At 63.9% G+C, this 24,539-nt stretch carries 16 protein-coding genes; 11 read left to right on the forward strand and 5 right to left on the reverse strand.

The features are described 5' to 3' along the window. Together BN1143_RS13585 and BN1143_RS13590 are read left to right on the forward strand one after the other, a co-directional pair. Positions 1–5,051 (forward strand): VCBS domain-containing protein (locus BN1143_RS13585; protein ID WP_042051007.1); only part of this gene is annotated, 5,051 nt, incomplete at its 5' end. A 295-nt stretch (positions 5,052–5,346) separates the two neighbouring features. Next, a complete protein-coding gene (locus BN1143_RS13590; RefSeq protein ID WP_005297781.1) occupies positions 5,347–6,291 on the forward strand; it encodes a chemotaxis protein CheV in 945 nt (314 codons plus the stop codon). 85 nt (positions 6,292–6,376) lie between these two features. Here BN1143_RS13590 and BN1143_RS13595 read toward each other — a convergent pair whose 3' ends face one another. Continuing rightward, positions 6,377–6,976, reverse strand: a complete 600-nt coding sequence (locus BN1143_RS13595; protein WP_042051008.1) for an arylesterase — start codon at positions 6,974–6,976, stop codon at positions 6,377–6,379. On the opposite strand from BN1143_RS13595, the gene BN1143_RS13600 reads away from it, so the two are divergent. Next, on the forward strand, positions 6,975–7,697 hold the full coding sequence (locus BN1143_RS13600) for an ABC transporter ATP-binding protein (protein ID WP_019839439.1): 723 nt from the start codon (positions 6,975–6,977) through the stop codon (positions 7,695–7,697). The genes BN1143_RS13595 and BN1143_RS13600 overlap by 2 nt on opposite strands. Further along, the gene (locus BN1143_RS13605; RefSeq protein ID WP_042051009.1) at positions 7,697–10,144 is read left to right on the forward strand and encodes an ABC transporter permease; all 2,448 of its coding nucleotides are present in this window, start codon (positions 7,697–7,699) and stop codon (positions 10,142–10,144) included. The genes BN1143_RS13600 and BN1143_RS13605 overlap by 1 nt, the downstream gene beginning before the upstream one ends. Before the next feature lie 93 nt (positions 10,145–10,237). On the opposite strand, the gene BN1143_RS13610 is transcribed toward BN1143_RS13605, so the two are convergent. Then, positions 10,238–11,146: a TIGR01777 family oxidoreductase gene (locus tag BN1143_RS13610; protein ID WP_042051010.1), complete on the reverse strand. Its 909-nt coding sequence runs from the start codon at positions 11,144–11,146 to the stop codon at positions 10,238–10,240. 246 nt (positions 11,147–11,392) lie between these two features. Between BN1143_RS13610 and BN1143_RS13615 the strand changes: the two genes are divergently transcribed. Next, positions 11,393–12,925, forward strand: coding sequence for an EAL domain-containing protein (locus BN1143_RS13615; protein ID WP_042051011.1), 1,533 nt, complete (start codon positions 11,393–11,395; stop codon positions 12,923–12,925). A gap of 65 nt (positions 12,926–12,990) precedes the next feature. On the opposite strand, the gene BN1143_RS13620 is transcribed toward BN1143_RS13615, so the two are convergent. Together BN1143_RS13620 and BN1143_RS13625 are read right to left on the reverse strand one after the other, a co-directional pair. Further along, positions 12,991–14,172, reverse strand: coding sequence for an aminotransferase-like domain-containing protein (locus tag BN1143_RS13620; RefSeq protein WP_042051012.1), 1,182 nt, complete (start codon positions 14,170–14,172; stop codon positions 12,991–12,993). Positions 14,173–14,366: 194 nt separating this feature from the next. Beyond that, positions 14,367–15,434, reverse strand: coding sequence for a M28 family metallopeptidase (locus tag BN1143_RS13625; RefSeq protein ID WP_042051013.1), 1,068 nt, complete (start codon positions 15,432–15,434; stop codon positions 14,367–14,369). Between the two features lie 348 nt (positions 15,435–15,782). Here BN1143_RS13625 and trmB point away from each other — a divergent pair, with 348 nt between their 5' ends. The 6 genes from trmB (at position 15,783) to BN1143_RS13655 (ending at position 20,833) form a co-directional block, all read left to right on the forward strand. Beyond that, entirely contained in the window at positions 15,783–16,496 is a 714-nt protein-coding gene (gene trmB / locus BN1143_RS13630) for a tRNA (guanosine(46)-N7)-methyltransferase TrmB (protein ID WP_010632994.1), read from the forward strand. Positions 16,497–16,510: 14 nt separating this feature from the next. After that, complete coding sequence (locus BN1143_RS13635; protein ID WP_042051014.1) at positions 16,511–16,843, forward strand: YggL family protein; 333 nt, start codon at positions 16,511–16,513, stop codon at positions 16,841–16,843. A 123-nt stretch (positions 16,844–16,966) separates the two neighbouring features. Continuing rightward, positions 16,967–17,887, forward strand: coding sequence for a glutaminase B (gene glsB, locus BN1143_RS13640; RefSeq protein WP_026142053.1), 921 nt, complete (start codon positions 16,967–16,969; stop codon positions 17,885–17,887). A gap of 28 nt (positions 17,888–17,915) precedes the next feature. Next, positions 17,916–19,208, forward strand: a complete 1,293-nt coding sequence (locus BN1143_RS13645) for a sulfurtransferase (protein ID WP_042051016.1) — start codon at positions 17,916–17,918, stop codon at positions 19,206–19,208. Between the two features lie 119 nt (positions 19,209–19,327). Then, a complete protein-coding gene (locus BN1143_RS13650) occupies positions 19,328–20,509 on the forward strand; it encodes a S8 family peptidase (protein ID WP_042051017.1) in 1,182 nt (393 codons plus the stop codon). A gap of 114 nt (positions 20,510–20,623) precedes the next feature. After that, complete coding sequence (locus BN1143_RS13655) at positions 20,624–20,833, forward strand: YgdI/YgdR family lipoprotein (protein WP_010632998.1); 210 nt, start codon at positions 20,624–20,626, stop codon at positions 20,831–20,833. Positions 20,834–20,888: 55 nt separating this feature from the next. Here the strand turns inward: BN1143_RS13655 and BN1143_RS13660 are convergent, their stop codons facing one another. Continuing rightward, complete coding sequence (locus BN1143_RS13660; RefSeq protein WP_042051018.1) at positions 20,889–24,449, reverse strand: ATP-binding cassette domain-containing protein; 3,561 nt, start codon at positions 24,447–24,449, stop codon at positions 20,889–20,891. Positions 24,450–24,539: the final 90 nt, after the last annotated feature.

The following is a 24,539-nucleotide window of genomic DNA, read 5'->3' on the forward strand; positions in this document are numbered from 1 at the left end:
TGACCGAGACCGGCACCCTGACCGTGACCGACGTGGACGGCGCCGACGAGGCCAAGTTTGTGGCCGGCAATGGCACCCCGAGTGCCGGTGCACTGGGCAGCCTGACCATCACCGAAGGCGGCGCCTGGACCTACAACGTCGACAACAGCAAGGTGCAGTACCTGGGCGAAGGCGAGACCAAGGTCGAGACCTTCACCGTCGAGTCTGTCGATGGCACCACCCATACCGTCTCGGTCACCATCACCGGCACCAACGACGCACCGACCCTAAGTATCGACAAGGGGGCCGTGGTCTCCGAAGAGGGGCTGGCCGGCGGCATTGCCGACACGGCAGGCAGCAGTGATACCACCGACAGCGTGGCCGCCAGCGGCAAGATCACGGTTGGCGACGTCGATAGTCAGGATACCCTCACCATCAGCCTGAACGGGCCGGCTGGCCTGACGGCTGGCGGTGCCGCGGTGCAGTGGAGCTGGAATGCCGCCACCAAGGTGTTGACCGGTTATACCGGCACTCCGGGCGGCGCCGATTACAAGGCGGTCATGGATGTGAAGCTGACCGCACCTGCCGGCAACGGCAAGGGCGACTGGAGCTATGACGTGACGCTCAAGGCCCCGCTGGATCACCCGGTCAAGGGCAGTGAAGACGTACTCAACTTCCAGATCGGTGTGACCGTATCGGATGGTAAGACCACCACCACCGGCAGCCTGCCCATTTCGGTCGAGGACGACTCACCGGTGGCTGGCGACATGGCGGCCGTCTCCGTCATCAAGACCAACATCCCGGATACTCTGACCGGCCTGTTTGATCTGACCAAGTACAGTGGCAGCAACCAGATGACCCTGAACGTGAGCGGTTTCAGCATCACGGCGCTGGGCTTTACCTCGTCGACCAACTCGGCCCTGACGACGGCCAATGTCAACGGTTCCAGCGCCGGCCTGGGTGTTTCCAGCGTTGGTTCACCGAACCACAACCTCGCCAACGAGGTGGACTTCCGCCACTTTGCAGATGGTACTTCGGCATCCGAGCAGCTGATCATCAAGCTGGATGCGGGCAAGGTGGCCTATGGCGCCAACATCAAGTTCAGCCAGATGTTCGGTGGCGAGCTGGAGAGCGGGGTGGTCGAGTTCTACCGCGGTGGCGTGCTGATCGGTACCCAGACCTTCAGCTCCAACGCGGCGGGTGGCGACTATGCCGGCAACTTCCAGGTGCAGCAGGGTGGCTTCGATACCATGGTCATCAAGGCCACCAACAATGGTAACGGCCTCTACGCCGACAACAGCGACTTCACCGTGAAGAGCATCGAGTTCCTCGGGGCGACCACGGCACCGGCCATCGCCTACGGTTCCGGCACGGTTACCCCGCAGTGGGGCGCTGACGGCAAGGGCTACATGCAGCTGGTCGGTTCTACCGAGACCGGGCTGACCACGGCGACCGGCAAACTGATCACCACCTCGATGGAATCGGCCAATACCCTGATCGGCACGGCCAGCGATGGCACCCTGGTGTTCCGTCTGGAATTTACCCCGGCCACCGGCAAGTGGGAGTTCTTCCAGTATCAGAACATGTCCAAGCCGCTGGGCGATGGCGACATCGACTTCCAGATCAAGGTGGTGGATGGCGACGGCGACTACAGCCTGGGCTCTTTCGCAACCAAGCCGCTGTTTACGCCCATCGTACAGTCGGTCTCCAGTGAGAGTGCGGCCGAGGGCGGCAACCTGCTGCACACGGTGACGCTCTCTGATGCGACCCAGGAAGCGACCCAGTATGACTTCGGCATCAAGGGCAGCGGCACCAACCCCGCTTCCAGCCTTGACTGGGGTACTGCCCAGTTCAGCAACGGGGTGACCTACAACAGCACTACCGGCAAGATCACGGTACCGGCCGGGGTGTCGGGCTTTACCGTGACCATCCCGACGGTGGACGATCGTCTGGTCGAGGCGAATGAAACCCTGACCGTGACCGTTGGTGGCCAGAACGGCACCGGTACCATCATCGACAACGATCGTGCGCCGGTGACCACGGGTGGCTACAGTGCCGGCAAGGAAGATACGCCGCTGGTGCTGAAGTGGGCCCAGTTTGGTGCCAGCGATGATCAGGCAGCCTCCGACCTGAGCGTGCAGATCAATACCCTGCCGCTGAACGGCAAGCTGGAGTACCTGAACGCAGCCGGCCAGTGGATTGCGGTGAAGGTGGGGGATCTTGTCTCTTACGCCGATATCGACAACGGTCACCTGCGCTTCGTGCCGGGCCTCAACGAGTCGAGCACCAATGCCAGCAACGGCAATGGCGTCGTGACCGGCAACCTACAGGGCGACTACGCCAGCTTTGGTTACCAGATCAGCGACGGCGCCAACCTGAGCAACAGCGGCAAGCTGGTGATCGATATCGCGGCGGTGGCGGACAAGCCGGTGGTCGACATCAGCCTGACCGGGAACGGTGTTCCGCTCTATAGCCAGTACCCGTCGTCCGGCATCTCCACCGGGGCGTTCCAGAGCGGCAACTTCAACAAGGGCAGCTTTGGCATCACCAGCAGCTTTACCGACAGCACCACCACTCAAGACAGCGTGGTGGGTACCAGCGGCAACGACTACATCGTCAGCGTCAAGGGCGGCGGCGATTACTTCGTCGGTGGTGCGGGCAATGATGTGCTGGTCGGTGGCAACTCCACCTCAGGTGACACCCTCGACGGCGGCACCGGCAACGACATTCTGGTGGCCGGGCTGGGTGGCGACACCCTGTATGGTGGCGCCGGTACCGACCTGGCCGTGCTGATGGGCTCGCGTGCCAACTATGTCATCGAGCGCAGAAGTGACGGCGGTTTCAACTTCCTGGTCAAGGAGAACGGCGTCACCATCAGCAAGTCGCTCTACGACATCGAGCTGGTGCAGTTTGATGACGGCATCTACCAGTTCAATCAGACCGACGGCACCCTGACGGCGGTACCGCCCAGCTTGGTGGATTATCCGCTCGAGATCAGCGCCTCCCTGACCGACCGGGATGGCAGCGAGCAGTTCGACAGCCTGGTGCTGACAGGCATGCCGACGGGGTCGACGCTGTATCAGGGCTCTACCGTGCTTGGCACAGTGGGGGCCGATGGCAAGCTGACGCTGACCGGTTTGTGGAACCAGAGCGCGCTGGACGTCAAACTGACCGGTCTGACCCTGCGGGTGCCGGGCAGCAGTGCCGGCCAGTTCGACCTCAAGGTCGAAGCCATCGCCAAGGAAGTGGCGACCGATCAGACCAGCAGCGCATCGGATCAGGATTCGATTCGCATGAGCTACTTCCTCTCTACCGAAGGGGAGCCAGGCGATCAGAACCGTACCTACGGCAGCGAACACAATATCGTGGTCGGGGATCTGGATGGCAGTGTGGTGCTGCCGGGCCAGAACTACAACATCGCCTTCATGGTCGACAGCTCGGGCAGTATCGGCACCAGTGCCATGAACACCATCAAGAGCCAGCTGGCGCAGGTGTTTGCAACCCTCAAGACCAGTGCCGGTACTGAGGGGGCGGGCAAGGTCAACATCTTCCTGGTGGACTTCGACAGTCAGGCCAACAAGTCCATCAGCGTGGACTTGAAGGATCCCAATGTCCTGACCAAGTTGCAGGCCGTGCTCGACAGCATGGACGGCAGTTACTGGAATGGTGGGGCGACCAACTACGAGGATGCGCTCAAGACCACCTCCAACTGGTTCAACAGCGACACCGCCAAGAACAACGCCAATGCGAAGAACCTGGCGTACTTCATTACCGATGGGGCACCAAACACCTATTACGACTATGAAGATACCAACCCGATCGTGAATACGAGGACCAACGAGCGTCTCGATTCGTTTGTCAACGTCAACAACTATGTGCCGGGTGAAGCCTTCTACGCCAACATAGGCGGCACCAACCGGGTGTTGATCGACGCGAATGGCAATGTTCAGAAGTGGTCGCAGGGCAATAACAACAAGTGGAGCTCGACCACCATCGGGACCTTGAAGGCACAGGGGGATGGTACCTTCGAGATCTCCACCTCCTATGACAGCAACTACTGGGCATTGCAAAACGCGCTGGCTGTGCTGCCGCTTCTGCTGGCCAATAACGTGACGCTGGAAGCGATCGGCATCGGCAGCAACGTCTCCATCGATACCCTGAAGCTGTTCGACAGTGATCAGATTGTGCAGTCCAACGTGTCAGCCAACGATCTGGCCAACGCCATCCTGGGTACCTCGGTGAACAACCTGCCGGGCAGCGACCGGATCGACGGCGGTGCCGGTGACGACATCCTGTTCGGTGATGCCATCCACTTTGCCGGCATCAATGGTGAAGGCTACGCGGCCATCAAGCAGTATGTGGCCGGCAAGCTGAGCGCAGGCTCGGTGACCGATGCCCAGGTCCATGACTACATCACGGATCATGCCAGCGAGTTCGATCAGTCCTCCAGCAACGACAAGGCAGACGTGCTGATCGGCGGGGATGGCAACGACATCCTGTTCGGTCAGGGTGGCGATGACTTCCTGTTCGGCGGGGCCGGCAACGACATCCTGTTCGGTGGTGCCGGCAACGACACCCTGTACGGCGAGAGCGGCAACGATACCCTGTACGGTGGCAGCGGCAACGATACCCTGTTTGGCGGCATCGGCGACGATACCCTGAGCGGTGGTCTGGGCAATGACATCCTGGTTGGCGGGCTTGGCAATGACATCCTCAAGGGGGATGGCGGCGCCGATACCTTCACCTGGCTGCAGGGCGATACAGCTGCGGGCAGCGTGGCCAAGGACTACGTGGTCGACTTCTCCAAGGCGGAAGGTGACAAGCTGGATCTGAGCGACCTGCTGGATCACGACGGTTCTCGCAACCAGAACGATCTGAAGAGCCTGCTCTCTGTCTTCCAGGACAGTGAAGGAGTGCATCTGCAGGTCAAGGAGAGCAGCGCCGCCCCCGTGACCCAGGAGATAGTGCTGATGAACCACACGTTCGACAGCCTCACCGGCAGTGCAGCGGCCACCTCGTCTCAGGTGATCGACTACATGCTCAACAACAACATGCTGGATATCGACAAGTAATCCGGTCGACCCCAGGCAAAAAGCGGCAGAGCAATCTGCCGCTTTTTTTATGGATGGCGCTACCGGGCTGGTTCGATGCTTCCCCCCAAAGGGGGGTGAATGTGCGCCAGGAGCGGGAATTTAGGTGAATGACTACTGACAGGCTTGAAGAGAGCATGGGCGCGAGCGGGGTCTCGCTTTTTTTAATCAAGTTCAGCCATCATCTGGCCGACATAGGATAAGAATACGGGTCGTGTTGGGATTCTGACCCTTCTATACTATGGCGAGACTCGGGCAACGGACGTAAGGGCTTTATATGGCGAGCATATTGGATTCGGTGGATCAGCGTACCCAGTTGGTAGGGGAGAACCGCCTGGAGCTGTTGATGTTCCGTTTGGGATCCCAGCAGCTGTTTGCGATCAACGTGTTCAAAGTACGGGAAGTAGTCAAGCTGCCTCACCTCAACAAGATGCCCGGTGCACACCACAACATCAGCGGGGTGGCCAACATCCGCGGCACCTCCATTCCGGTGATCAACCTGCGCAGCGCCATCGGCATGCGCCCCATGCCCATCGATGCCGAATCCAACCTCATCATCACCGAGTACAACCGCACCATTCAGGGCTTTCTGGTCGGCCAGGTGGCCAACATCGTCAACATGACCTGGAAGGACATACTGCCGCCACCGCGTTCGGCCGGGCGGGCGAACTACCTGACCGCCATCACCCGCATTCCGGAGGATGGCGTTGACCAGATCGTCGAGATCATCGACGTGGAGAAGGTGCTGGCCGAGATCATCACCTACGACATCCGCATCTCGGAAGAGGTGCTGGATCGGGATATCCTGCCGGAAATGCATGGCCGCAAGGTGCTCATCGTCGACGACTCCAGCACGGCCCGCAACCTGGTGCGCGAGACCCTGGGCCAGCTGGGGCTGGAGGTGATCGAATGCCAGGATGGGCTGCAGGCGCTCAATCTGCTCAAGGGGTGGTGCGATGCGGGCAAGAAGGTGACCGACGAGATCCTGCTGATGATCACCGATGCCGAGATGCCGGAGATGGACGGCTACCGGCTGACCCACGAAATTCGCAGCGATGCTCGCATGTCCGATCTCTTCATCACCCTCAACACCTCTTTGAGCGGCAACTTCAACGAGGCCATGGTCAAGAAGGTGGGCTGCGATCGCTTCATCTCCAAGTTCCAGCCAGACTTGCTGGTTGGCGTGGCTCAGGAGCGGCTGCGCCAGATCCTGGAGCGCTGATTCAGGAGCAATAAAAAATCCCGCCAAGGCGGGATTTTTTATTGGGCCGTTCGAGCTGGATGGCGGACGAGGCGCTATGCCGTACTCATTGAGTCAGCAGCGGCTCGATGAAGCTGGCCACCCGGTCGCGGATCTGCGGCTGAGCGGCGGCGGTGGGGTGGATGCCATCGTTCATCATGAGTTCAGGGCGCAGCGCAATATCATCCATGAAGAAGGGCATCAGCGGCAGCTGATTGGCGCTGGCCAGTTCCGGGAAGATCTGCTCGAACTGGCGCAGGTAGCGGGCTCCGTAGTTGCGGGGCAGCTGGATCTGGGTCAACACGGTTTTTACCTGTTGCGCCTTGGTCAGCTCCACCATCTTGGCCAGGTTGTCCCGGGTGATGGCCGGTGCGAACCCGCGTAGCCCATCGTTGCCACCCAGCTCGATCAGCACCCAGTCCGGTTGATGTTCCTTGAGCAGAGCGGGTAATCTGGCCAGCGCCCCTTGCGTAGTTTCACCACTGATGCTGGCATTGATAAGCTGATGTTTACCCCCCTGCTGCTGCCATTTCTGATTGAGCAGGGCAGGCCAGCTCTGCTCCGCCGGCATCTGATAACCCGCACTCAGGCTGTCGCCCAGCACCAGCAGGGTCTGGGCCTGCACCGATGACACCAGGCAGCACAAGGCAAACAGGAAACGCGTCATGAATTCAACTCCCATTATCAACGTCAAGGGCCTGGGCAAGACAGTGCGCCTGGGCCAGGAAAGCCTCACCATCCTTGAAGGGATCGACCTGCAAGTCAATAGCGGCGAAACGGTGGCGCTGGTCGGTGCCTCCGGCTCCGGCAAGTCCACTCTGCTGGGGCTGCTGGCCGGGCTCGATCTGCCGAGCCAAGGGGATATCGAGATCCTCGGCCAGTCGCTGCTGAAGCTGGACGAGGAGGGGCGTGCCCGACTGCGGGCCGAGCAGGTGGGGTTCATCTTCCAGTCTTTCCTGCTGTTGCCCACCCTGAGTGCGCTGGAGAACGTCATGCTGCCCGCCGAGCTGCGCGGCGAGACCCGCTGCGAGCCGCGGGCCCGCGAGTTGCTGGCGGCGGTCGGCCTCAGTGAACGGCTGCACCATCTGCCACCGCGTCTCTCCGGCGGCGAGCAGCAGCGGGTCGCCATTGCCCGCGCCTTCATGACGAAGCCCAGCCTGCTTCTGGCCGATGAGCCCACCGGCAACCTCGACAGCAAGACCGGGGAGCGGGTGATCGAACTGCTGTTCGAGCTCAACCGCGAGCACGGCACCACGCTCGTGGTGGTGACCCATGATCACGACCTGGCCCGGCGTTGCCAGCGGCAGCTGGTGATGGCGGCGGGGCGACTGGAGGCGGCTGCGTCAGCATTCGAAGATGCCTCTGCAGCAAGAGTCAGGGAGCTGTGATGAGTCAGTGGCGACTGGGATTGCGCCTGTTGCGGCGCGAAGGATTCAACGGCGAACTGCGCTGGTTCGTGCTGGCGCTGGCGCTGAGCGTGGCCTGCGTACTGAGCGTGGCCCTGGTGGCGGATCGGCTGGATGCCGGGCTCAAAGCCTCGGGGCGGGACTTTATCGGTGCCGACCGGGCGCTGCGCACGGCCACGCCGGCACCGGCCGCCTGGCTCGAGCAGGCGGCCAAAACGGGTCTGGCGGTGCAGACCACGGTCAGCTTCAACAGCATGCTGTTTCATGGGGATGCCCTGCAGCTGGCGTCTATCCGCGCCGTGCCCGAGGATTTCCCCTTCTACGGCAAGCTGGAGCTGAGCCCCCAGCGGGCGCCGGCACCCGGCGAGATCTGGCTCTCCGCCCGGGTGATGCAGCTGCTGGCGGCCAAGCCGGGGGATGAGCTGGAAGTGGGCAATACGGTGCTCAAGGTGGCGGGGGTACTGGGTCAGGAGCCGGATCAGGGCTTCAGCCCCTTCCTGCTGGCGCCGCGGGCGCTGATCCACAGCGCCGATGTGGAGGCGACCGGTGCCCTGCTGCCGGGCAGCCGCCAGCAGTGGCGCTACCTGTTCAAGGGCACCCGCGAGCAGGTGGCCGAGTATGAACGCTGGCTCAAGCCCAGGCTCAAGGCGGGACAGAAGCTGATCAAGCCGGACGACCAGGGCTCCCAGGTTGGCCGCTCGCTGGCCAATGCCGAGCGCTTCTTCCGGCTCGCCTCCCTGGCCGGGGTGCTGCTGGGGGCGCTGGCCATGGGCATCGCGGTCCGTCACTTTGCCGAGCGCCAGACCAACATGGTGGCGCTGCTCAAGACGCTCGGCGCGTCGCGGCGCACGCTTTGGCAACTGATGGGCACCCTGCTGCTGTCACTGACCCTGGCGGGCGCCCTGCTCGGTCTGGTGGCGGGCAGCGCCATGCAGTGGTTGACCCTGCATCTGCTGGGCAACCTGCTGCCTGCCGATCTGCCGCCGCCGTCGTGGCGCCCCTTTGCGCTGGGGCTGGCAGTGGCCTTCTTCATCACCCTGCTGCTGGCCTTCGTGCCCTTCCTGCGCCTGCTCAAGGTGCCGCCACTGAGGGTGCTGCGCCGCGAGCTGGAGGCGGGGATCCCGCCCTGGCTGGCGCTGCCGGTGGCGCTGCTCGGCCTGTTTGGGCTGGTGTGGGGCTTCACCGCCGACGCGACCCTGGCGTTGGGGCTGATCGGCGGCATGGGTCTGTTGATGGGGCTGCTGGCGGGGATCGCCTCCCTGCTGTTGCGACTGGGGCGCCGGGTACAGGGCCCTCACGCGCTGCGGCTGGCCATCAGCCACCTTTCCCGCGAGCGGGGCAGCGGTCTGTTCCAGCTGGCAGGCTTTGCGCTGGCACTCATGCTGTTCGGTCTGCTGTGGGCGGCGCGGGTCGACCTGCTCGGCGAGTTTTCGGCCCGGCTGCCGGCTGATGCCCCCAACCGCTTCCTGGTCAACGTGGCAGACGGGGAGCGGGAGGGGATCCTGGCCGATCTGCGCCAGGCGGGGGCCGTGACTTCGGACTTCTACCCCATGGTCCGTGGCCGGCTGGTCAGCATCGCCAGCGAGGCGGTGCGCGACACGGATGAAGATGGCCGCGAGGGGGTCAATCGCGAGCTCAACTTCACTACCACCGCCACCCTGCCGCCGGACAACACCCTGACCGCAGGACGCTGGCTGGACGGCCCCGGCCAGGTATCGGTAGACAAGGATCTGGCCAAGCGACTCGACATCGAGCTCGGCGACACCCTGGGCTTTACCATCGAGGGGCGCAGCTTCAAGGCGAAGGTGACCAGCCTGCGGGCCATCAAGTGGGACAACATGCGCCCCAACTTCTACATGATCTTCTCGCCGGACGTGCTGGCTCCCTTCTCCCAGACCTGGCTCGGCAGCTATCGTCTGCCGGAGCAGGGCCGGGTGGCCGAGGTGGAGCTGATCCGCCGGCACCCCACGGTGAGCCTGATCGATGTGGACGATTTGATCGTGCGGCTGACGGCGGTGTCGGATCAGGTGAGCCGGGCGCTGGGGCTGATGCTGGGGCTGGTGACGGTGGCGGCGCTGCTGGTGCTGCTGACCCAGACCCAGGCCAGCATGGCCCATCGGCGCCGGGAACTGCTACTGATGCGCACCCTGGGGGCCGGCAGCGAGCTGCTCAGGAAGATGCTGCGCTGGGAGCTGGTTGCCAGCGGCCTGCTGGCGGGATTGTGCGCCGCCATGGTGGTCGAGCTCTGCTCCCTCGGCCTGCAGTGGTGGTGGTTCGAGGGGCAGTGGCAGTTCCACTGGGCCATCTGGGCCGGTCTGCCGCTGCTGGGGGCCGTGCTGGTGACACTGGCCGGGCAGGGCATGCAGCGCCAGCTGCTGGCGGGCACCCTGAGCGATCGGCTGCGGGGACTGGGGCAGGGCCTGCTCTGAGCACCAGATCCTGCGCGGATGCCGCGAGGCACAACAACAATCAGCCCGGCCAATTGCCGGGCTGATTGTTATCCGGTTGGCTGAAGAGCCCGGTCAGCGGGCAGTAGTGCTGAGCAGATTGGCAAGGGCCTGGGGCAGTTCCGGGTAGGTGAAGTGGAAGCCGGCCTGCTGCAGACGGGTTGGCAGCACCCTCTGGCCGGTGAGCAGCAGATCGGCCGCCTCGCCCATCAGCAGCTGTAACAGGGGGGCTGGCACGAAGAAGAGGTGCGGCCGGTGCAGGGTGCCGGCCAGAGTCTGGCTGAACTCGTGGTTGCTGACCGGCTGCGGTGCCGTGCCGTTGAACAGGCCGTCGCACTCCTCGTGATCCAGCAGGAACAGGATGGCGCGCACCAGATCCTGAATGTGGATCCAGCTCATGATCTGGTTTCCCGTGCCCATGGGGCCGCCGAGGCCGAGGCGATAGGGAGGCAGCATCCTGGGCAGGGCGCCGCCGTCGGTGCCGAGCACCAGCCCGATGCGCACGATGCAGACCCGGGTATGCTTGCTGCGGGCCTCGCGGGCCAGGGTTTCCCACTGCTGGCAGAGCTGATGGGTGAATTCGTCGTGAGGGGTCTGGCACTGTTCGTCCAGCGGCGCATCGCCCTGGCGGCCATACCAGCCGATGGCGGAGGCGTTGATCAGCACCCTGGGCGGGGTGTCAGAGAGCTTGATGAGATCGACCAGCTGCTCGGTCAGCAGCCAGCGGCTGTCGCAGAGTTGCTGCTTGCGCCGCTCGCTCCAGCGGCCGGCGGCGATGGGTTCTCCCGCTAGGTTGATGACCGCATCCACGTCGTTGAGGTTGTCGAGCCGGTCCAGGGTATCGATCAGCTTGACGTCGTGGCCGAGCAGATCGTAGGCGCGGCTGCCCTGGCGGGTCAGCACCAGCACCTCGTGCGCCACCTTGAGGTGGGCCACCAGGCGGCGACCGATAAAGCCCGTCCCGCCCGTGATCAATATTTTCATATCCAGACTCCCTGACGCTGTTGGCTCTACTCTAGTGGGCCTGCGCAAGATGAACAAGCAACTGTTTTTGCAAAGATTATAATCGTCACTGCAGACGTGGGCGGTGCTCACCCAGGGTGTGAGCCGTCATGCCGCCTGCCCTGACGGGGCGCCTTGCCCTGTTGTCCAATGCATCAGAAGATGCTTGTCAGGAAAGGGGATAGGAGTAGACTCGTCCGCCTTTTCACCGTTGCAGCGAGGGGGAGTATGCCGTTTCGTCGTTTGAGGTTGCGCCAGTTTTATACCCGGCTGGGGGCGGCACTGCTGGCCGGCCTGCTGCCCCTGCTGCTCGGCGTGCTGATCGTCTCCTGGCAGACCTTTGCCGGCATGAAACAGGATGCCGAAGAGCGCCTGCTCCATGCTCGCAACATGCTGGAGCGCACCCTGGATCACGCTCACCAGGCGGCCGCCATGGTAGAGGGCAGCGTCGGGCGTCCCTGCGAGGAGGTGGTGCAGGGGCTGCGGGATCAGGTGGCCACCATACCGGACGTGCGCACCGTCAACCTGGCCAGGGGGGAAGTGGTCTACTGCACCTCGCTCTATGGCTCCTATCATGGCCCCTTCAAGCTGGCCGACTACGCCAACGGCCAGCTGGATCTGATGCGGGGCAACCCGGTGACCCCGGATCGGCCTCTGGTGGTCTATCGCCAGCCGGTGGGGGAGTACAGCGTGCTGGTCGGGGTCGACGGTTACTATCTGCACAACATCCTCGACATGCTCAGCCGCAACTCGCCGCTGACCCTGGTGATCGGGGCGCAGAGCATGCTGGCCAACGGCCAGATCCATGACGAGGTGCCGCCCGTGGTGCTGGGCTCGCTGGAGCAGGTCTCCGGCAAGTACCCGTTTCGGGTCGTCACCGAGCTCTCCTATGACGAGTACGGCAGCCACATCTGGACCTACTCCCGCGCCAGCCTCATCATCTATCCCCTGCTGGGGCTGGTGGTGGGCTGTCTGGTCTACTGGCTGACCGGCCGCTCGACCTCTCCCTCCCAGGAGCTGCGACGGGCGCTGGATCAGCGGGAGTTCATCCCCTACCTGCAACCCGTGGTGACCGGTGACGACGCCCACTGGAGCGGCTGTGAGGTGCTGATGCGCTGGCTGCATCCGCGCCAGGGCCTCATCTCGCCGGATCGCTTCATCCCGCTGGCCGAAGACAGCGGCCTCATCGTGCCCATGACCCGCCTGCTGATGGAGCAGGTGCGCGAACAGTTCGCAGGCCGAGTGCACAGCCTGCCCAGAGGGTTCCACTTCGGCTTCAACATCAGCGCCAGTCACTGCAAGGATCTGAGCCTGGTGGAGGATTGTCGCCAGTTCATCAACGCGTTTCGGGAGAACCCCGTCAAGCTGGTGTTGGAGCTGACCGAGCGGGAGCTGATCGTGGCGGACGAGACGACCGACCGGCTGTTTGCCGAGCTGCATCAGCTGGGCGTCTTCATCGCCATCGACGACTTCGGCACCGGCCACTCCAGCCTCACCTACCTGCAGCAGTTCCAGGTGGACTTTCTCAAGATTGATCAGAGCTTCGTCGGCATGATCGGCTCGGATGCCCTCTCCAGCCATATCGTCGAGAACGTCATCGATCTGGCGACCCGGCTCGGTCTGCAACTGGTGGCCGAAGGGGTGGAGAACGAGGTGCAGGCCGCCTATCTGCGGGCGCGTCAGGTGACCTTCCTGCAGGGTTATTTCTTTGGCCGGCCGATGCCGATGAAGGAGTTTGCCGCCCTGCTGGCGAAGGCCTGAGCCAGCCTGCCACCCATAAAAAAACCAGCGACCTTGGTCGCTGGTTTTTTTCATCCCGAGGCCTGTCAGAGCATGCGGGCGAGGGCGCGGCACAGACGCTTGACCCCCTCCTCTATGGTGGCTTCATCCACGCAGGAGAAGCTCAGGCGCAGGGTGTTCTGGATCTCGGGGCGCACATAGAAAGGAGCGCCCGGTACGAAGGCCACCTTCTCCTTGATCGCCTCGTCAAACAGCTCCATGGCGCTGACGCTGGCGGGCAGGGTCAGCCAGAGGAACATGCCCCCTTCCGGTCGGGTATAGCTGACGCCGGGCGGGCAGTGACGGGTCAGGGCGGCCTCCATGGCGGCGCGCTGGCGGCCATAGACCTCCTTGATCTTCTCGAGGTGGGCGTCCAGCGAGTTGTCGATCAGGAAGCGGTGCAGCACCTGTTGGCTGAAGGCGTTGCTGTGCAGGTCGGTGGCCTGCTTGGCGATGGTGACCTTCTTGCGCAGCCAGTCCGGCACCAGCATCCAGCCGAGGCGGAAGGCCGGGACGACGGTCTTGGAGAAGGAGCCGAGCAGCACGGTATTGTTCGGTGCCAGCTTGGCGATGGGGGGCAGGTGCTCGCCCTCGAAGCGCAGCTCGCCGTAGGGGTCGTCTTCCACCATCAGCAGCTCGTGGCGTACCAGTCGCTCGGCCAGCGCCTCGCGGTTGGCGCGGCTGTAGGAGACGCCGCTCGGGTTCTGGAAGTTGGGCACGCCGTAGAGCAGCTTGGCGTTGGAGCCACTGGCCAGCAGCGCATCCAGCGCCGCCAGATCCAGCCCCTCTTCACCCAGAGTGATGGGCTTGAAGGCAGGTTGATAGACGGAGAAGGCCTGGATGGCGCCAAGATAGCCCGGCTCCTCGATGATGAGGTCTTGTCCCTCGTCGATCAGCACCTTGCCCAGCAGATCCAGCGCCTGCTGGGAGCCGCTGGTGATGAGGATGTTGTCCGGATTGACCTGCATGCCGTGGCGGGCCAGATAGCGGTCGGCGATGTACTGGCGCAGCGGGGCGAAGCCCTCGGTGGCCGCATACTGCAGGGCCGCGGCGCCCTGCTCGCGCAGCACGTCCTGGCAGGCCTGCTCGATGGCCTTGACCGGGAACAGGTGCGGATTGGGCAGGCCGCCGGCGAAGGAGATGATCTCCGGATTGGCGGCAACTTTGAGGATCTCGCGGATGAAGGAAGGTTCTACCTTCTCGAAGCGCTGGGCAAAAAAGGGCTGCATAGGATTCTCTCTGGCGTGGTAAGCGGTCGCTCCATTCGACCGCCAAGTTATCCGTTTGTATCAGATTTAAAAAATGAGGCAATGGCTGTAACAAAAATCGATAAAAAAGGGCAGGTTTGGCACCTGCCCGAATTTTATCGGCCGGGGAAGGCCGCGAGGCGTAAAAGCCCCGGTTCAGCGGCGAGATGGCAGGGTTACAGACCCGGCTCCCTGAGGAAGCGGAGCATCAGCTCGGTGTTGGCGCCGAGTTGCTGCTGTACCCGGCCCGGGAACAGCTCGGCCATCTTGTCGAGACGGTCATACTGGGTATGCCAGATCTTGCCCCACTGGGTTTCGCTGCCCCGATCGCAGGAGCTCTTGGTGGCCTCGTCGTAGCAGTCCCACAGCGCCGGATTGGTGGTCTGGGAGTAGCCGTCATAGCCATCTTCCCCGTTGATGGTGAAGTTGGTGGCCTCCACGTAGGCGACGGGCACCCCCAGGCAGGCGAACGGCGCATGATCGGACCAGCCGCCGGTCTCCCCCTCAGGGTAGCCATCATAGCTGGGATGAATGGCAAACGGGGTGGCGGTCTGTTTGGAGATGGCCAGCAGGCGATCCCGTACCTTGGGATCGAAGCTGTAGCGGCTCGGGTCGGCACACTTGTACTTGGCCACGTTGGAGTGGGCCGAGTGAACGTAGACAAGGTCGCCCCCGGCGATGGTGTCGTAGTTCACCATGGCCAGCAGCTTGGCAACGGCGGCGCTGTCGAGGCTGGCGGCATAGGCCTTGGAGCCGTTGAGGCCGTTCTCCTCGGCGCCAAAGAAGGCGAAGCGTACCGTGTAGGGCAAGGTCTGCCCCTTGAGCGCTTCGGCGACCGCCAAGAGGGCTGCGACCCCGGCACCGTTGTCGGTGGCTCCCTCGGAGCCCTGCTTGTCGCCTGTGCTGTCATAGTGGGCACCGATCAGGATCACCTTGTCGCTCTTGCCCTTGAGCTCGGCGACGAGGTTCTGGGAGGCCTTGCTGGTTCCGCTCTGGGTGTAGGTGAAAGGCTGGTGCTGCACCTCGTAGCCCCAGCCGGCCAGATGGTCCTGGATCCAGGCGGCGGCACGGGTCTCGGCCTCGCTGCCGGTCGGTCTGGCGCCTATCCCCTCGGCGGTGGAGCTCAGCTGCACCAGGTATTCATAGGCCTGCTCGGCGGCGGAGGGGGCCTGTGAATCGTTGCTGGAGGTGTTGCACCCGGCCAGCAGGGCTGTGATGGCAAACGCCAATGCTGTGTGTTTCATACTGCAATCCTTTGTTGTGTATGGTTTTATTTGCGCAGGTCAGGATGCGCCCGTGCCCCGGCAGATTCTGTGAACGGGGTGGCATTTGTCAATTGCGGTGGCGGAATTGGTCTGTGTCGGGGGATTTGTTGCGTGAAACACTTGCGCCTTGGGCCTATCTTGGGATAATTCGCTACCCTGTTTCGCCAAGCGATGAAATGACGAGCAATTTCGCGTTCATCGGCGAGGTGGAGCGATGAAACAACGAGCAATTCATCTCGGTCGTCTGTGACCAGCACGACGAGATAGCTAGCAATCCATTTATGTCGTCTGTGACCCAGACCGATGCAATAAACGAGCAATTTGATTATGCCTGTGACCCAAGATGTATTTAACGAAGACGGCAAGTTCATGCGCAAGATCCGCAGCTTTGTCCGTCGCGAAGGCCGCCTGACCAAAGGGCAGGAGAAGGCTCTGGAGGAGCTGTGGCCGGTCATGGGCATCGATTTCGCACCGGAGCCGCTCGATCTGGTTGCCCTGTTTGGCCGCGAGGCCCCGGTGGTGCTGGAGATCGGCTTTGGCATGGGCGCCTCCCTGGTGGAGATGGCCAAGAATGCCCCCGAGAAGAACTTCATCGGTATTGAAGTGCACTCACCGGGTGTCGGTGCTTGCCTGGGCACCGCCCAGGAAGCGGGGGTCACCAATCTGCGTGTCATCTGTCACGACGCGGTCGAGGTGCTGGAGCACATGATCCCGAACGGCTCGCTCGCCTGCCTACAGCTGTTCTTCCCGGACCCCTGGCACAAGAGCCGTCACCACAAGCGCCGCATCGTCCAGCCGGCCTTTGCCCAGGACATTCGCCAGAAGCTGGCCATCGGTGGCGTGTTCCACATGGCCACCGACTGGGAAAACTACGCCGAGCACATGCTGGAAGTGATGAGTGCCGCCGAGGGGTACGAGAACACCTCCGCCACCGGCAACTGGGTGGCGCGCCCGGACTGGCGTCCGCTGACCAAATTCGAACAACGTGGCCATCGTCTCGGTCACGGGGTGTGGGATCTGATTTTCAAACGTGTCAACTAACTGAAGGAGCTATCATGGCCAACCGTAGCCGCCGCCTGCGCAAGAAACTGCGCGTCGATGAATTCCAGGAAATGGGCTTCGACATCAGTTTCAACTTCCCGGTCGGCACTGCCGAAGAGACCATCGATGCGGTAGTCGATGCGATGATCGATGAAGTGATCGAACCCCGCAAACTGGCCTTCGCCGGCTCCGGCCACCTGGCCTGGGAAGGGATGATCTGCACCCAGCTGCTGGGCAAGTGCAGCGAAGAAGACCGCGCCGCCGTCAAAACCTGGCTGGAAGGCAAGGGGATGGAAGCCGTGGTGGTTTCCGAGCTGTTCGACCTCTGGTACGGTGAACCCGCCTGATATCAGGCCGGCTGTGGCAGGCGCCCCGGTTCGACAGCCTGCGACAGCAGATAGACAAGTCCCGCCGCTGGCGGGATTTTTGTCGGTGGTGATGGGATCTCCACGTTAGTTATGGAATCGCTTATGGTGTTGTCATCCGAATTACTGGCCAGCATCCTGGATGAGGTGCGCCCGCTGCTCGGACAGGGCAAGGTGGCCGACTATATTCCCGCACTGGCCCAGGTGCCGGCCGATCGGCTCGGGATCGCCGTCTGTACCGTCGAAGGGGAGCTGTTCACCGCAGGTGACGCCTTCGAGCCCTTCTCCATCCAGAGTATCTCCAAGGCCTTGAGCCTGACCCTGGCGCTCACCCTCTACCAGGAAGAGGAGATCTGGGCCCGGGTCGGCAAGGAGCCCTCGGGTCAGCCCTTCAATTCTCTAGTGCAGCTCGAGTTCGAGCAGGGCATTCCCCGTAACCCCTTCATCAACGCCGGTGCCCTGGTGGTGAGCGATCTGCTGGAAACCCGCCTTACCGCCCCGCGTCAGCGCACCCTGGAGCTGGTCCGCCGCCTCTCGGGCAACCCGGCCATCATGGCAGATCAGGTAGTGGCCCGCTCCGAATATCAGCACTCCGCCCGCAATGCGGCCATCGCCTATCTGATGAAGGCCTATGGCAACTTCGAGAACGAAGTGGACAAGGTGCTGCAGAGCTACTTCAATGCCTGTGCCATCCGCATGAGTTGTGTCGATCTGGCGCGGGCCTTCATCTATCTGGCCAACCGTGGCGTGCCGCTTGGAGAAAGCTCCCCGCTGCTGCCGGCCCGTACCACCAAGCAGGTCAACGCCCTGCTCGCCACCTGCGGCCTCTATGACGAGGCGGGGGATTTCGCCTATCGGGTCGGCATGCCGGGCAAGTCGGGGGTCGGTGGCGGCATCATCGCCCTCATCCCGGGGGAGTTGTGCGTCTGTGTCTGGTCGCCCGAGCTCAACAAGGCGGGCAACTCGCTGGCGGGCACGGCCGCGCTGGAGCTGCTGGCCGAGCGTCTGGGCCGCTCCATTTTTTAACCTTGTCACTCTGAATCGAGAGATCACCATGAAACGAATAATGAGCTTGTTACGGGCCACCCTGGCGACCTTGTTGCTCTGGCATGCCCTGCCGACCCTGGCAGCCGAGCTGCCACCGCTCTCGCTGGCTGACGCCAAGGCCAAGGCGGCGGTCATTCTGGATACCCGCGCCAGCTACTTCTACCAGGGCTGGCCCATGGAGGGCGAGCAGCAGGGCGGCCACGTGGCCGGTGCCGAGAACCTCTCCGCCGACTGGAAGTACAGTGATGAAGAGTGGCCGGCGGCGCTGGAGACCAAGGGGCTGCAGGCCGAGCGGCCGGTGGCGCTCTACGGTGCGCCGCGCGAGGTGGCCGAAGTGGCCCGCCTGCTGCGCCAGCAGGGCATCAAGCAGCTGTTCGAGCTGCAGGGCTGGAAAAGTGCGCCGCGCGAGCATCTGGCTCGCTGGCAGCAGCTGGTCCATCCGCGCTGGTTGGCCGACCTGCAGGAGGGCAAGCCGGTGGTGGCTGCGCCCAAGGGCGACTGGAAGCTGTTCGAGGTGGCGTGGGGTTCACCCAAGGCCTATCTGCTGAGCCATATCCCGGGGGCCGGCTACATCGACACCAACCGGCTGGAAGAGGAGCCGCTGTGGAACAAGGTCTCTGACGAGGCGCTCAAGAAGCTGCTGCTGGAGAACGGCATCCGCCACGACACCACCGTCATCCTCTACGGTCGCAACACCATGGCGGCGGCCCGCGCGGCCCACCTGATGATGTATGCGGGCGTCGAGGACGTGCGGCTGCTGGACGGCGGCCTGGATGCCTGGTTCGTGCAGCATCTGCGCACCGAAACCGGGCTGGCCAACACCTTCAAGCCGGCCAAGGAGTTTGGCGTCGCCATCCCGGCTCATCCCGAGTACTACACCACCCTGAGTCAGGCCAAGGAGCTGCTCAAGCAGCCCGACGGCGCCCTGGTCAGCGTGCGCACCTGGGACGAGTTCGTCGGCAACACCTCCGGCTACAGCTACATCAAGCCGAAGGGCGACATTCCGGGCGCCAAGTGGGGTCGTGGTGGTGTGGATGCCAACAGCATGAGCGACTTCCACAACCCGGACGGCACCATGAAGCCGGCCCGCGAGATCCTCGCCATGTGGGATGAGTGGAACATAGAGCCGACCCAGCGGGCCGCCTTCTACTGCGGTACCGGCTGGCGCGCCTCCGAGGCCTTCTTCTACGCCTGGCTGATGGACTGGAAGCGGATCAGCGTCTACGACGGCGGCTGGTACGAGTGGAGTGCCGATCCCAAGAACCCCACGGTTACCGGCGAGCGCAAGCCAGCCAAGTAACTGATAATCCAGAGCAGGCCGGACCCATGTCCGGCCTTTTTGTTGCCGCATTCGTAGCACGGGCGAGGGGACACTACACTTTTTGCGAAGGGATATCAGATCGACGTGAGGAGTGACTGATGAAACGGATATGGATAGGCCTGCTGGTCGCGGGCGTGCTGGGACAGGGGGCGATGGCCGCCGAGCGGGCGCGTTATCTGGTGCAGCTCAAGCCGGGGGCGGAGGCGGCCGTACTGGCCCAGAGCCGGGGGATGGGTGGCGAGCTGGCCCTGGCGCTGAAGGAGCAAAATGCCCTGGCACTCTGGTTGCCGTCGGCGGCCGCCACGGCGCTGGCGCACAATCCCAACGTGCTCTGGGTTGAGCCGGATGCCAAGCGCTATGTCAGCGCCGAGACCCTGCCCTACGGCATTCCCATGGTGCAGGCGCCGCAGCTGAGCGATGCCGCCGCCGGCGAAGTGCTGGTGTGCATCATAGATTCGGGCTACAGCGGCGGCCACCCGGACTTGCCCCACGGCCCCCAGGTGCAGGGCTATGACGATGCCGGTACCGGCAACTGGGACAGCGACGAGAACAGCCATGGCACCCATGTGGCGGGCACCATAGCCGCAGTGGGGGGCAATGATCTGGGCGTGCTCGGGGTGTTGCCAAACCAGAGCGTGCCGCTGCAGATCGTCAAGGTGTTCGGGGCCAACGGCTGGGCCTACTCTTCCAACCTGGTGGGGGCGCTCAATGCCTGCAAGCAGGGGATGAGCAGCCGCGGCTTCACCCGCATGGTCATCAACATGAGCCTGGGGGGCAGCGTACCCAGCAAGACCGAAGAGAGAGCCTTCAACCAGGCCTACAGCCAGAACGTGCTGAGCGTGGCGGCGGCGGGCAATGCGGGCAACACCAGCAAGTCCTATCCCGCTTCCTACAGCAGCGTGGTGAGCGTGGCCGCCATCGATGCCAACAAGCAGCTGGCCTATTTCTCCCAGCGCAACGATCAGGTGGAGCTGGCCGCCCCCGGCGTCTCTGTGCTCTCCACAGTGCCGGCCGGGTACGCCTACTACAGCGGCACCTCGATGGCGACGCCGCACGTGGTCGGGGTGGCGGCGCTGGTCTGGTCACAACGACTGGAGTGCAGCAACGATCAGCTGCGCCAGACCCTGCGCAGCAGCGCCCAGGATCTGGGGGCTCTGGGGCGCGACAACAGCTTTGGCTACGGTCTGGTGCAGGCGAAGGCGGCGGCAGACAAGCTGGCACTTGGCTGCGGGTCCGGTACCGGAGGTGGTGGCAGTAGCAAACCGGGGGGGCGCAAGTAGCTGATTCTTGACGTTGATCCCGTTGCGGCAATGGCGGCAAACGGGCTCATCTGGTTGAGCTAGGCTTCAGTCACCACCCTCGTGGTGAGGGTGAAGCGGGAGGCGAAACAGGCGATGAAGCAACTGATGATGATCCTGGTGTGTGCCCTGGCGCTGGCGGGGTGCAGCTCGCAATACATCATGAGCACCAAGGATGGCAAGATGATCACCACCGACAGCAAACCCAAGCTGGACGAGAGCACCGGCATGTACCGCTATTACGATACCGAAGGGCGGGAGGTGATGATCAAGAAGGATGACGTCACCCAGATCATGGAGCGTTGAGGCTCTGCCCAAGCAACAAGGGCTGCCCGCGGGCAGCCCTTGTCATTTTTGGTGCTCAGGCCGTCTGGGGCACCTGGCGGTTCACCTGACCCACGAACAGCTGATGGAAGCGGGAGTGGGAGTTGGCCAGCAGGCTGACCGGCGAGCCCTGTTCCACTACTGTGCCGGCCTCCATCACCACCACCTTGTCCACCGACAGCAGCGGCTCCAGATGGTGAGCGATCACCAGGTAGCTGGCCTCCGGCCGGTAGCGATAGAGCAGCTCCGCCATCTTGCGCATGCCGCCGTGGTCGAGATCCGAGGTGGCCTCGTCCAGCACGATGAGCGGGCGGCGCGACAGCAGGATGCGGGCGATCACCAGCAACTGGGTCTCGCCGGCGGAGAGCTGCAGCTTATCGAGCTCCTCGTCCAGCCGGCCGGCGCAGCGCTCGGCCAGCCCCACCCGGGCCAGCGCCTGCTCCAGTGCCGCGTCGTCATGCTCGGTCAGGGGCGCCAGGTTGGCCCGCAGGGTACCGAAGAAGGTGAGCGGGATCTGGGAGACGGTGTCGTAGAGATCGCGCACCGCCTCCGGGGCCAGCCGGGAGAGCGGCTGCTCGCCGTAGTAGATCTCCCCCTGGGTGGCGGGATACATGGCCTGCAGCACCCCCAGCAGCGAGCTCTTGCCGGCGCCGGTACGGCCGCACACGCCCACCTTCTCGCCGGGGGCCAGCTCGAAGTTGACCTTGTGCAGCGCCCACTGGCTGGCCTGGGGGTAGCGCAGCCCCAGGTTGTCGAAGCGCACCTTGGGGTGAGGGGTGGCGAGGGCCTCCCCCTCCTGGCGCTCGCTCTCTATTTCGCTGTATTCGCGCACCCGCTCCACCGCGTTCATCACCTGCTCCACCTCGGCGAAGGTGCGAATGAGGGAGTTGAGCATGGCCGAGGCGGTAAAGGCGTAGGTGATGGCCACGGCCCCCAGCAGCGAGCTGTTGCCAAAGGCCACCATCAGCGCCACGGCGCCCACCAGAGCGGCGGAGAGCAGGGTCTGGTGCATGCCGAGCCAGCGGTTGATGGAGGTGGTGGTGTACCAGCTGCGCAGGTTGTTGTCATAGTGCAGCAGAACCTGATCCAGCGCGAAGCGCTCGGCCCCGGCCAGGCGCAGGGCGGGGGCGCCACGGATGGTCTCGCTGATGCTGATGTAGAGCGGCGAGCGCAGCACCGATGCCTGCCGCCGCAGCTTGAGCTGCACCGCCCGGTAGCGGCGCTGCAGCACGTAGAGGGCCCAGCCCACCAGGGGGGCGATGAGCAACAACAGCGGCATGTTGATGCCGATCACCACCACCTGCAGCGCCACCGACACCAGCATGCCGAACAGCCCCATCAGCATCGACAGCAGGATCTCCTGGGCTTCCCCCAGATCCCGGTCGAAGCGGTTGAGGATGCGCCCCTGCGGCACCTTGTCGAAGAAGGCCATGGGGGCGCGGCTGATGCGCCCCAGCATGCCGTCAAACAGGGTCCAGGCCAGCTTGAGGCCGAGTTTGTAGTTGATAACCCGCACCACCATGATGCAGGTGAGGGAGCCTGCTCCCAGCAGCACATAGATGCCGAGCAGCTCGCTCACCTCGGTCACCCCGGCCTTGCCGCCGAGCCAGAGATCCGAGGCGATGCGCAGCCCCTCCTGACCCAGGGTGAGCAGCAGGGCGAGCAGGATGGCGCCGGGCGCGGCCAGGCGCTGCCACATGAAACCGAACAGCCCCCAGTCCACCTTGCCCTCCACCACCTTCTCCTCGCTGAACTGCTCCGCCTCTTGGGGCGGCACCGGCGGGGTGGGCTGGGGATGCTGGATAAGATCCGCCAGCTGGTGGGCATCGAGCTCCACCAGTTCACCCTGCTCGATGCGGATCACCCGATCGCAGTGAGCCAGCACGTCCGGGTCGTGGCTGACCAGGAGCCGGGTCGGCCCCGGCTTGAAGGCGAGCCCCCGCTCCAGCACCTGGGCCGAGACGATGGGGTCGAGCGCCGAGAGGGGGTTGTCCAGCAGCAGGATGTCGGCCCGGGCGTAGAGGGCGCGGGCCAGGGCGACTCGCTGCTGCTGGCCGCCGGAGAGGCGGGTGCCGAGCTCGCCCACCAGGGTCTGATCGCCGTGGCTGAGCAGTTCGAGGTCGGCGCCCAGCGCACAGGCCCCCAGCACCCAGCGATAGCGCTCGGCGTGCCAGGGCTGGCCAAACAGGATGTTGTTGCGGATGGTGTCGTTCATCAGCCAGGGCTTGTGGCCCAGATGGGCGACCCGGCCGTGGCGGCGGATGCAGCCCTCGAAGCTGTCGTCAAAGCCGGCGACCAGGTGCAGCAGGCAGCTCTTGCCCGCCCCGGTGGCGCCGGTGATCCCCACCAGTTCCCCCGGCTGGATAAACAGGCTGGCTCCCTGCAGCACGGTTTTTTGCTGGTGCAAGGCGGTGACGTTGTCGAGCTGCAGGGCCCCCACCGGCAAGCTTGAGTCGGTGAGATCCCGATGCTGCTCGGGGCTGTTGAGGAACTCGCACAGCCGGTTGAAGCCGGTGTTGAAGTTGATCAGGGTGCGGATGAGATAGGGCAGCCGCATCATGGGGATGCGCAGCACGGTGAACAGGGCGATGGTGGTGAACACCTGGGGCAGGGTGAGCTCCCTGCCCGACACCAGATAGGTGGTGAAGGTGGCCAGGGTCACCAGCAGCGGGGTGCTCAGCATCAGGCTCTCGTTGATGGCATCGAGCCGGAGCACTCGTCCCAGCACCCCCAGCTCCTGCTGGCGCTTGTGGCCGGCGGCCCCGGTGAAGAAGGCGCCGAGCCCGTTCTGGCGTACCAGCCGCAGCTTCTTGATGTACTCTGCCAGGATGCCGTTGCGCTCGTCCTGCTGGCGCTTGAGCTGCTGTTCCTGCTGGTTCATACGCCGCACCACCCGGGTGGAGATGAGCAACAGCAGGGTGAGCACTGCAAAGCCCACCAGGCCGGCGCTGCCCACCTGCCACACCAGCAGGGCGATGGTGCCGAGCAGTTGCAGCAGCATGGTGAGCGGCATGGCGGGGTCTGCCAGAATCCAGGTAATGTCCCACACGTCTCGGTTGATCAGGTTCTGCACCCGGCCACCGGCCCGGTCATCGAAGCTCTTGCCGCCCAGCTTCATCACCTTGGCGAGCAGGGACTCGGCCAGCAGGCGGCGGATGGGCACGTGCATCTTGAGCGCCAGCTGCAGCGAGTGCTCCGCCAGCATGCCGGAGGCGAGCACGGAGGCGAACAGGGCCAGGGCCAGCAACAGCTTGTGGCCGGTGTCAGCGCCGGTGCCAAGCTGGGTCATGCTGTGGTTGAGCAGCCAGGGGCTGGCCAGGGTGGCCAGCATGCCAAGCAGCTGCAGCAGGGTAAGCAGGCCGATGCGGCCGCGATACTGGCGCCAGATAAAGGCGGTGATGGGCCAGGGGCGCACCGGCTGGGCGGCGGTGAGCGCGAGGAAGGCGTCGGCACGGCCATCGCGCCTGTCTTCCGGCAACAGGGGATAGAGATCGTCGAGGTTGACCTGGGGCTCGGTCAGCCCCTTGCGTTGCAACGGGCCGGTCCAGTGATAGAAGAGGCGGCTCAGCCAGCCGGCCGATATTTCCGGATGATCCAATGGGTGTCCTTATTATTTTGTGCTGCTTCCAGGGGGCGGGGCGGCTCATGGGCCGCCCTCGATATTGTCGTCTTGCTGTGGGCGCGAGCC

The sequence above is a fragment of the Aeromonas dhakensis genome, assembly GCF_000820305.1.
In the GTDB taxonomy this organism is placed as follows: domain Bacteria; phylum Pseudomonadota; class Gammaproteobacteria; order Enterobacterales; family Aeromonadaceae; genus Aeromonas; species Aeromonas dhakensis.

What these genes read in the sequence shown, in the direction of transcription:
- BN1143_RS13590 (WP_005297781.1), top strand. Translation starts at nt 5,347, where the DNA reads ATGGCGAGCATATTGGATTCGGTGGATCAGCGTACCCAGTTGGTAGGG.
- BN1143_RS13600 (WP_019839439.1), top strand. Translation starts at nt 6,975, where the DNA reads ATGAATTCAACTCCCATTATCAACGTCAAGGGCCTGGGCAAGACAGTG.
- BN1143_RS13595 (WP_042051008.1), bottom strand. Translation starts at nt 6,976, where the DNA reads ATGACGCGTTTCCTGTTTGCCTTGTGCTGCCTGGTGTCATCGGTGCAG.
- BN1143_RS13605 (WP_042051009.1), top strand. Translation starts at nt 7,697, where the DNA reads ATGAGTCAGTGGCGACTGGGATTGCGCCTGTTGCGGCGCGAAGGATTC.
- BN1143_RS13610 (WP_042051010.1), bottom strand. Translation starts at nt 11,146, where the DNA reads ATGAAAATATTGATCACGGGCGGGACGGGCTTTATCGGTCGCCGCCTG.
- BN1143_RS13615 (WP_042051011.1), top strand. Translation starts at nt 11,393, where the DNA reads ATGCCGTTTCGTCGTTTGAGGTTGCGCCAGTTTTATACCCGGCTGGGG.
- BN1143_RS13620 (WP_042051012.1), bottom strand. Translation starts at nt 14,172, where the DNA reads ATGCAGCCCTTTTTTGCCCAGCGCTTCGAGAAGGTAGAACCTTCCTTC.
- BN1143_RS13625 (WP_042051013.1), bottom strand. Translation starts at nt 15,434, where the DNA reads ATGAAACACACAGCATTGGCGTTTGCCATCACAGCCCTGCTGGCCGGG.
- trmB (WP_010632994.1), top strand. Translation starts at nt 15,783, where the DNA reads ATGCCTGTGACCCAAGATGTATTTAACGAAGACGGCAAGTTCATGCGC.
- BN1143_RS13635 (WP_042051014.1), top strand. Translation starts at nt 16,511, where the DNA reads ATGGCCAACCGTAGCCGCCGCCTGCGCAAGAAACTGCGCGTCGATGAA.
- glsB (WP_026142053.1), top strand. Translation starts at nt 16,967, where the DNA reads ATGGTGTTGTCATCCGAATTACTGGCCAGCATCCTGGATGAGGTGCGC.
- BN1143_RS13645 (WP_042051016.1), top strand. Translation starts at nt 17,916, where the DNA reads ATGAAACGAATAATGAGCTTGTTACGGGCCACCCTGGCGACCTTGTTG.
- BN1143_RS13650 (WP_042051017.1), top strand. Translation starts at nt 19,328, where the DNA reads ATGAAACGGATATGGATAGGCCTGCTGGTCGCGGGCGTGCTGGGACAG.
- BN1143_RS13655 (WP_010632998.1), top strand. Translation starts at nt 20,624, where the DNA reads ATGAAGCAACTGATGATGATCCTGGTGTGTGCCCTGGCGCTGGCGGGG.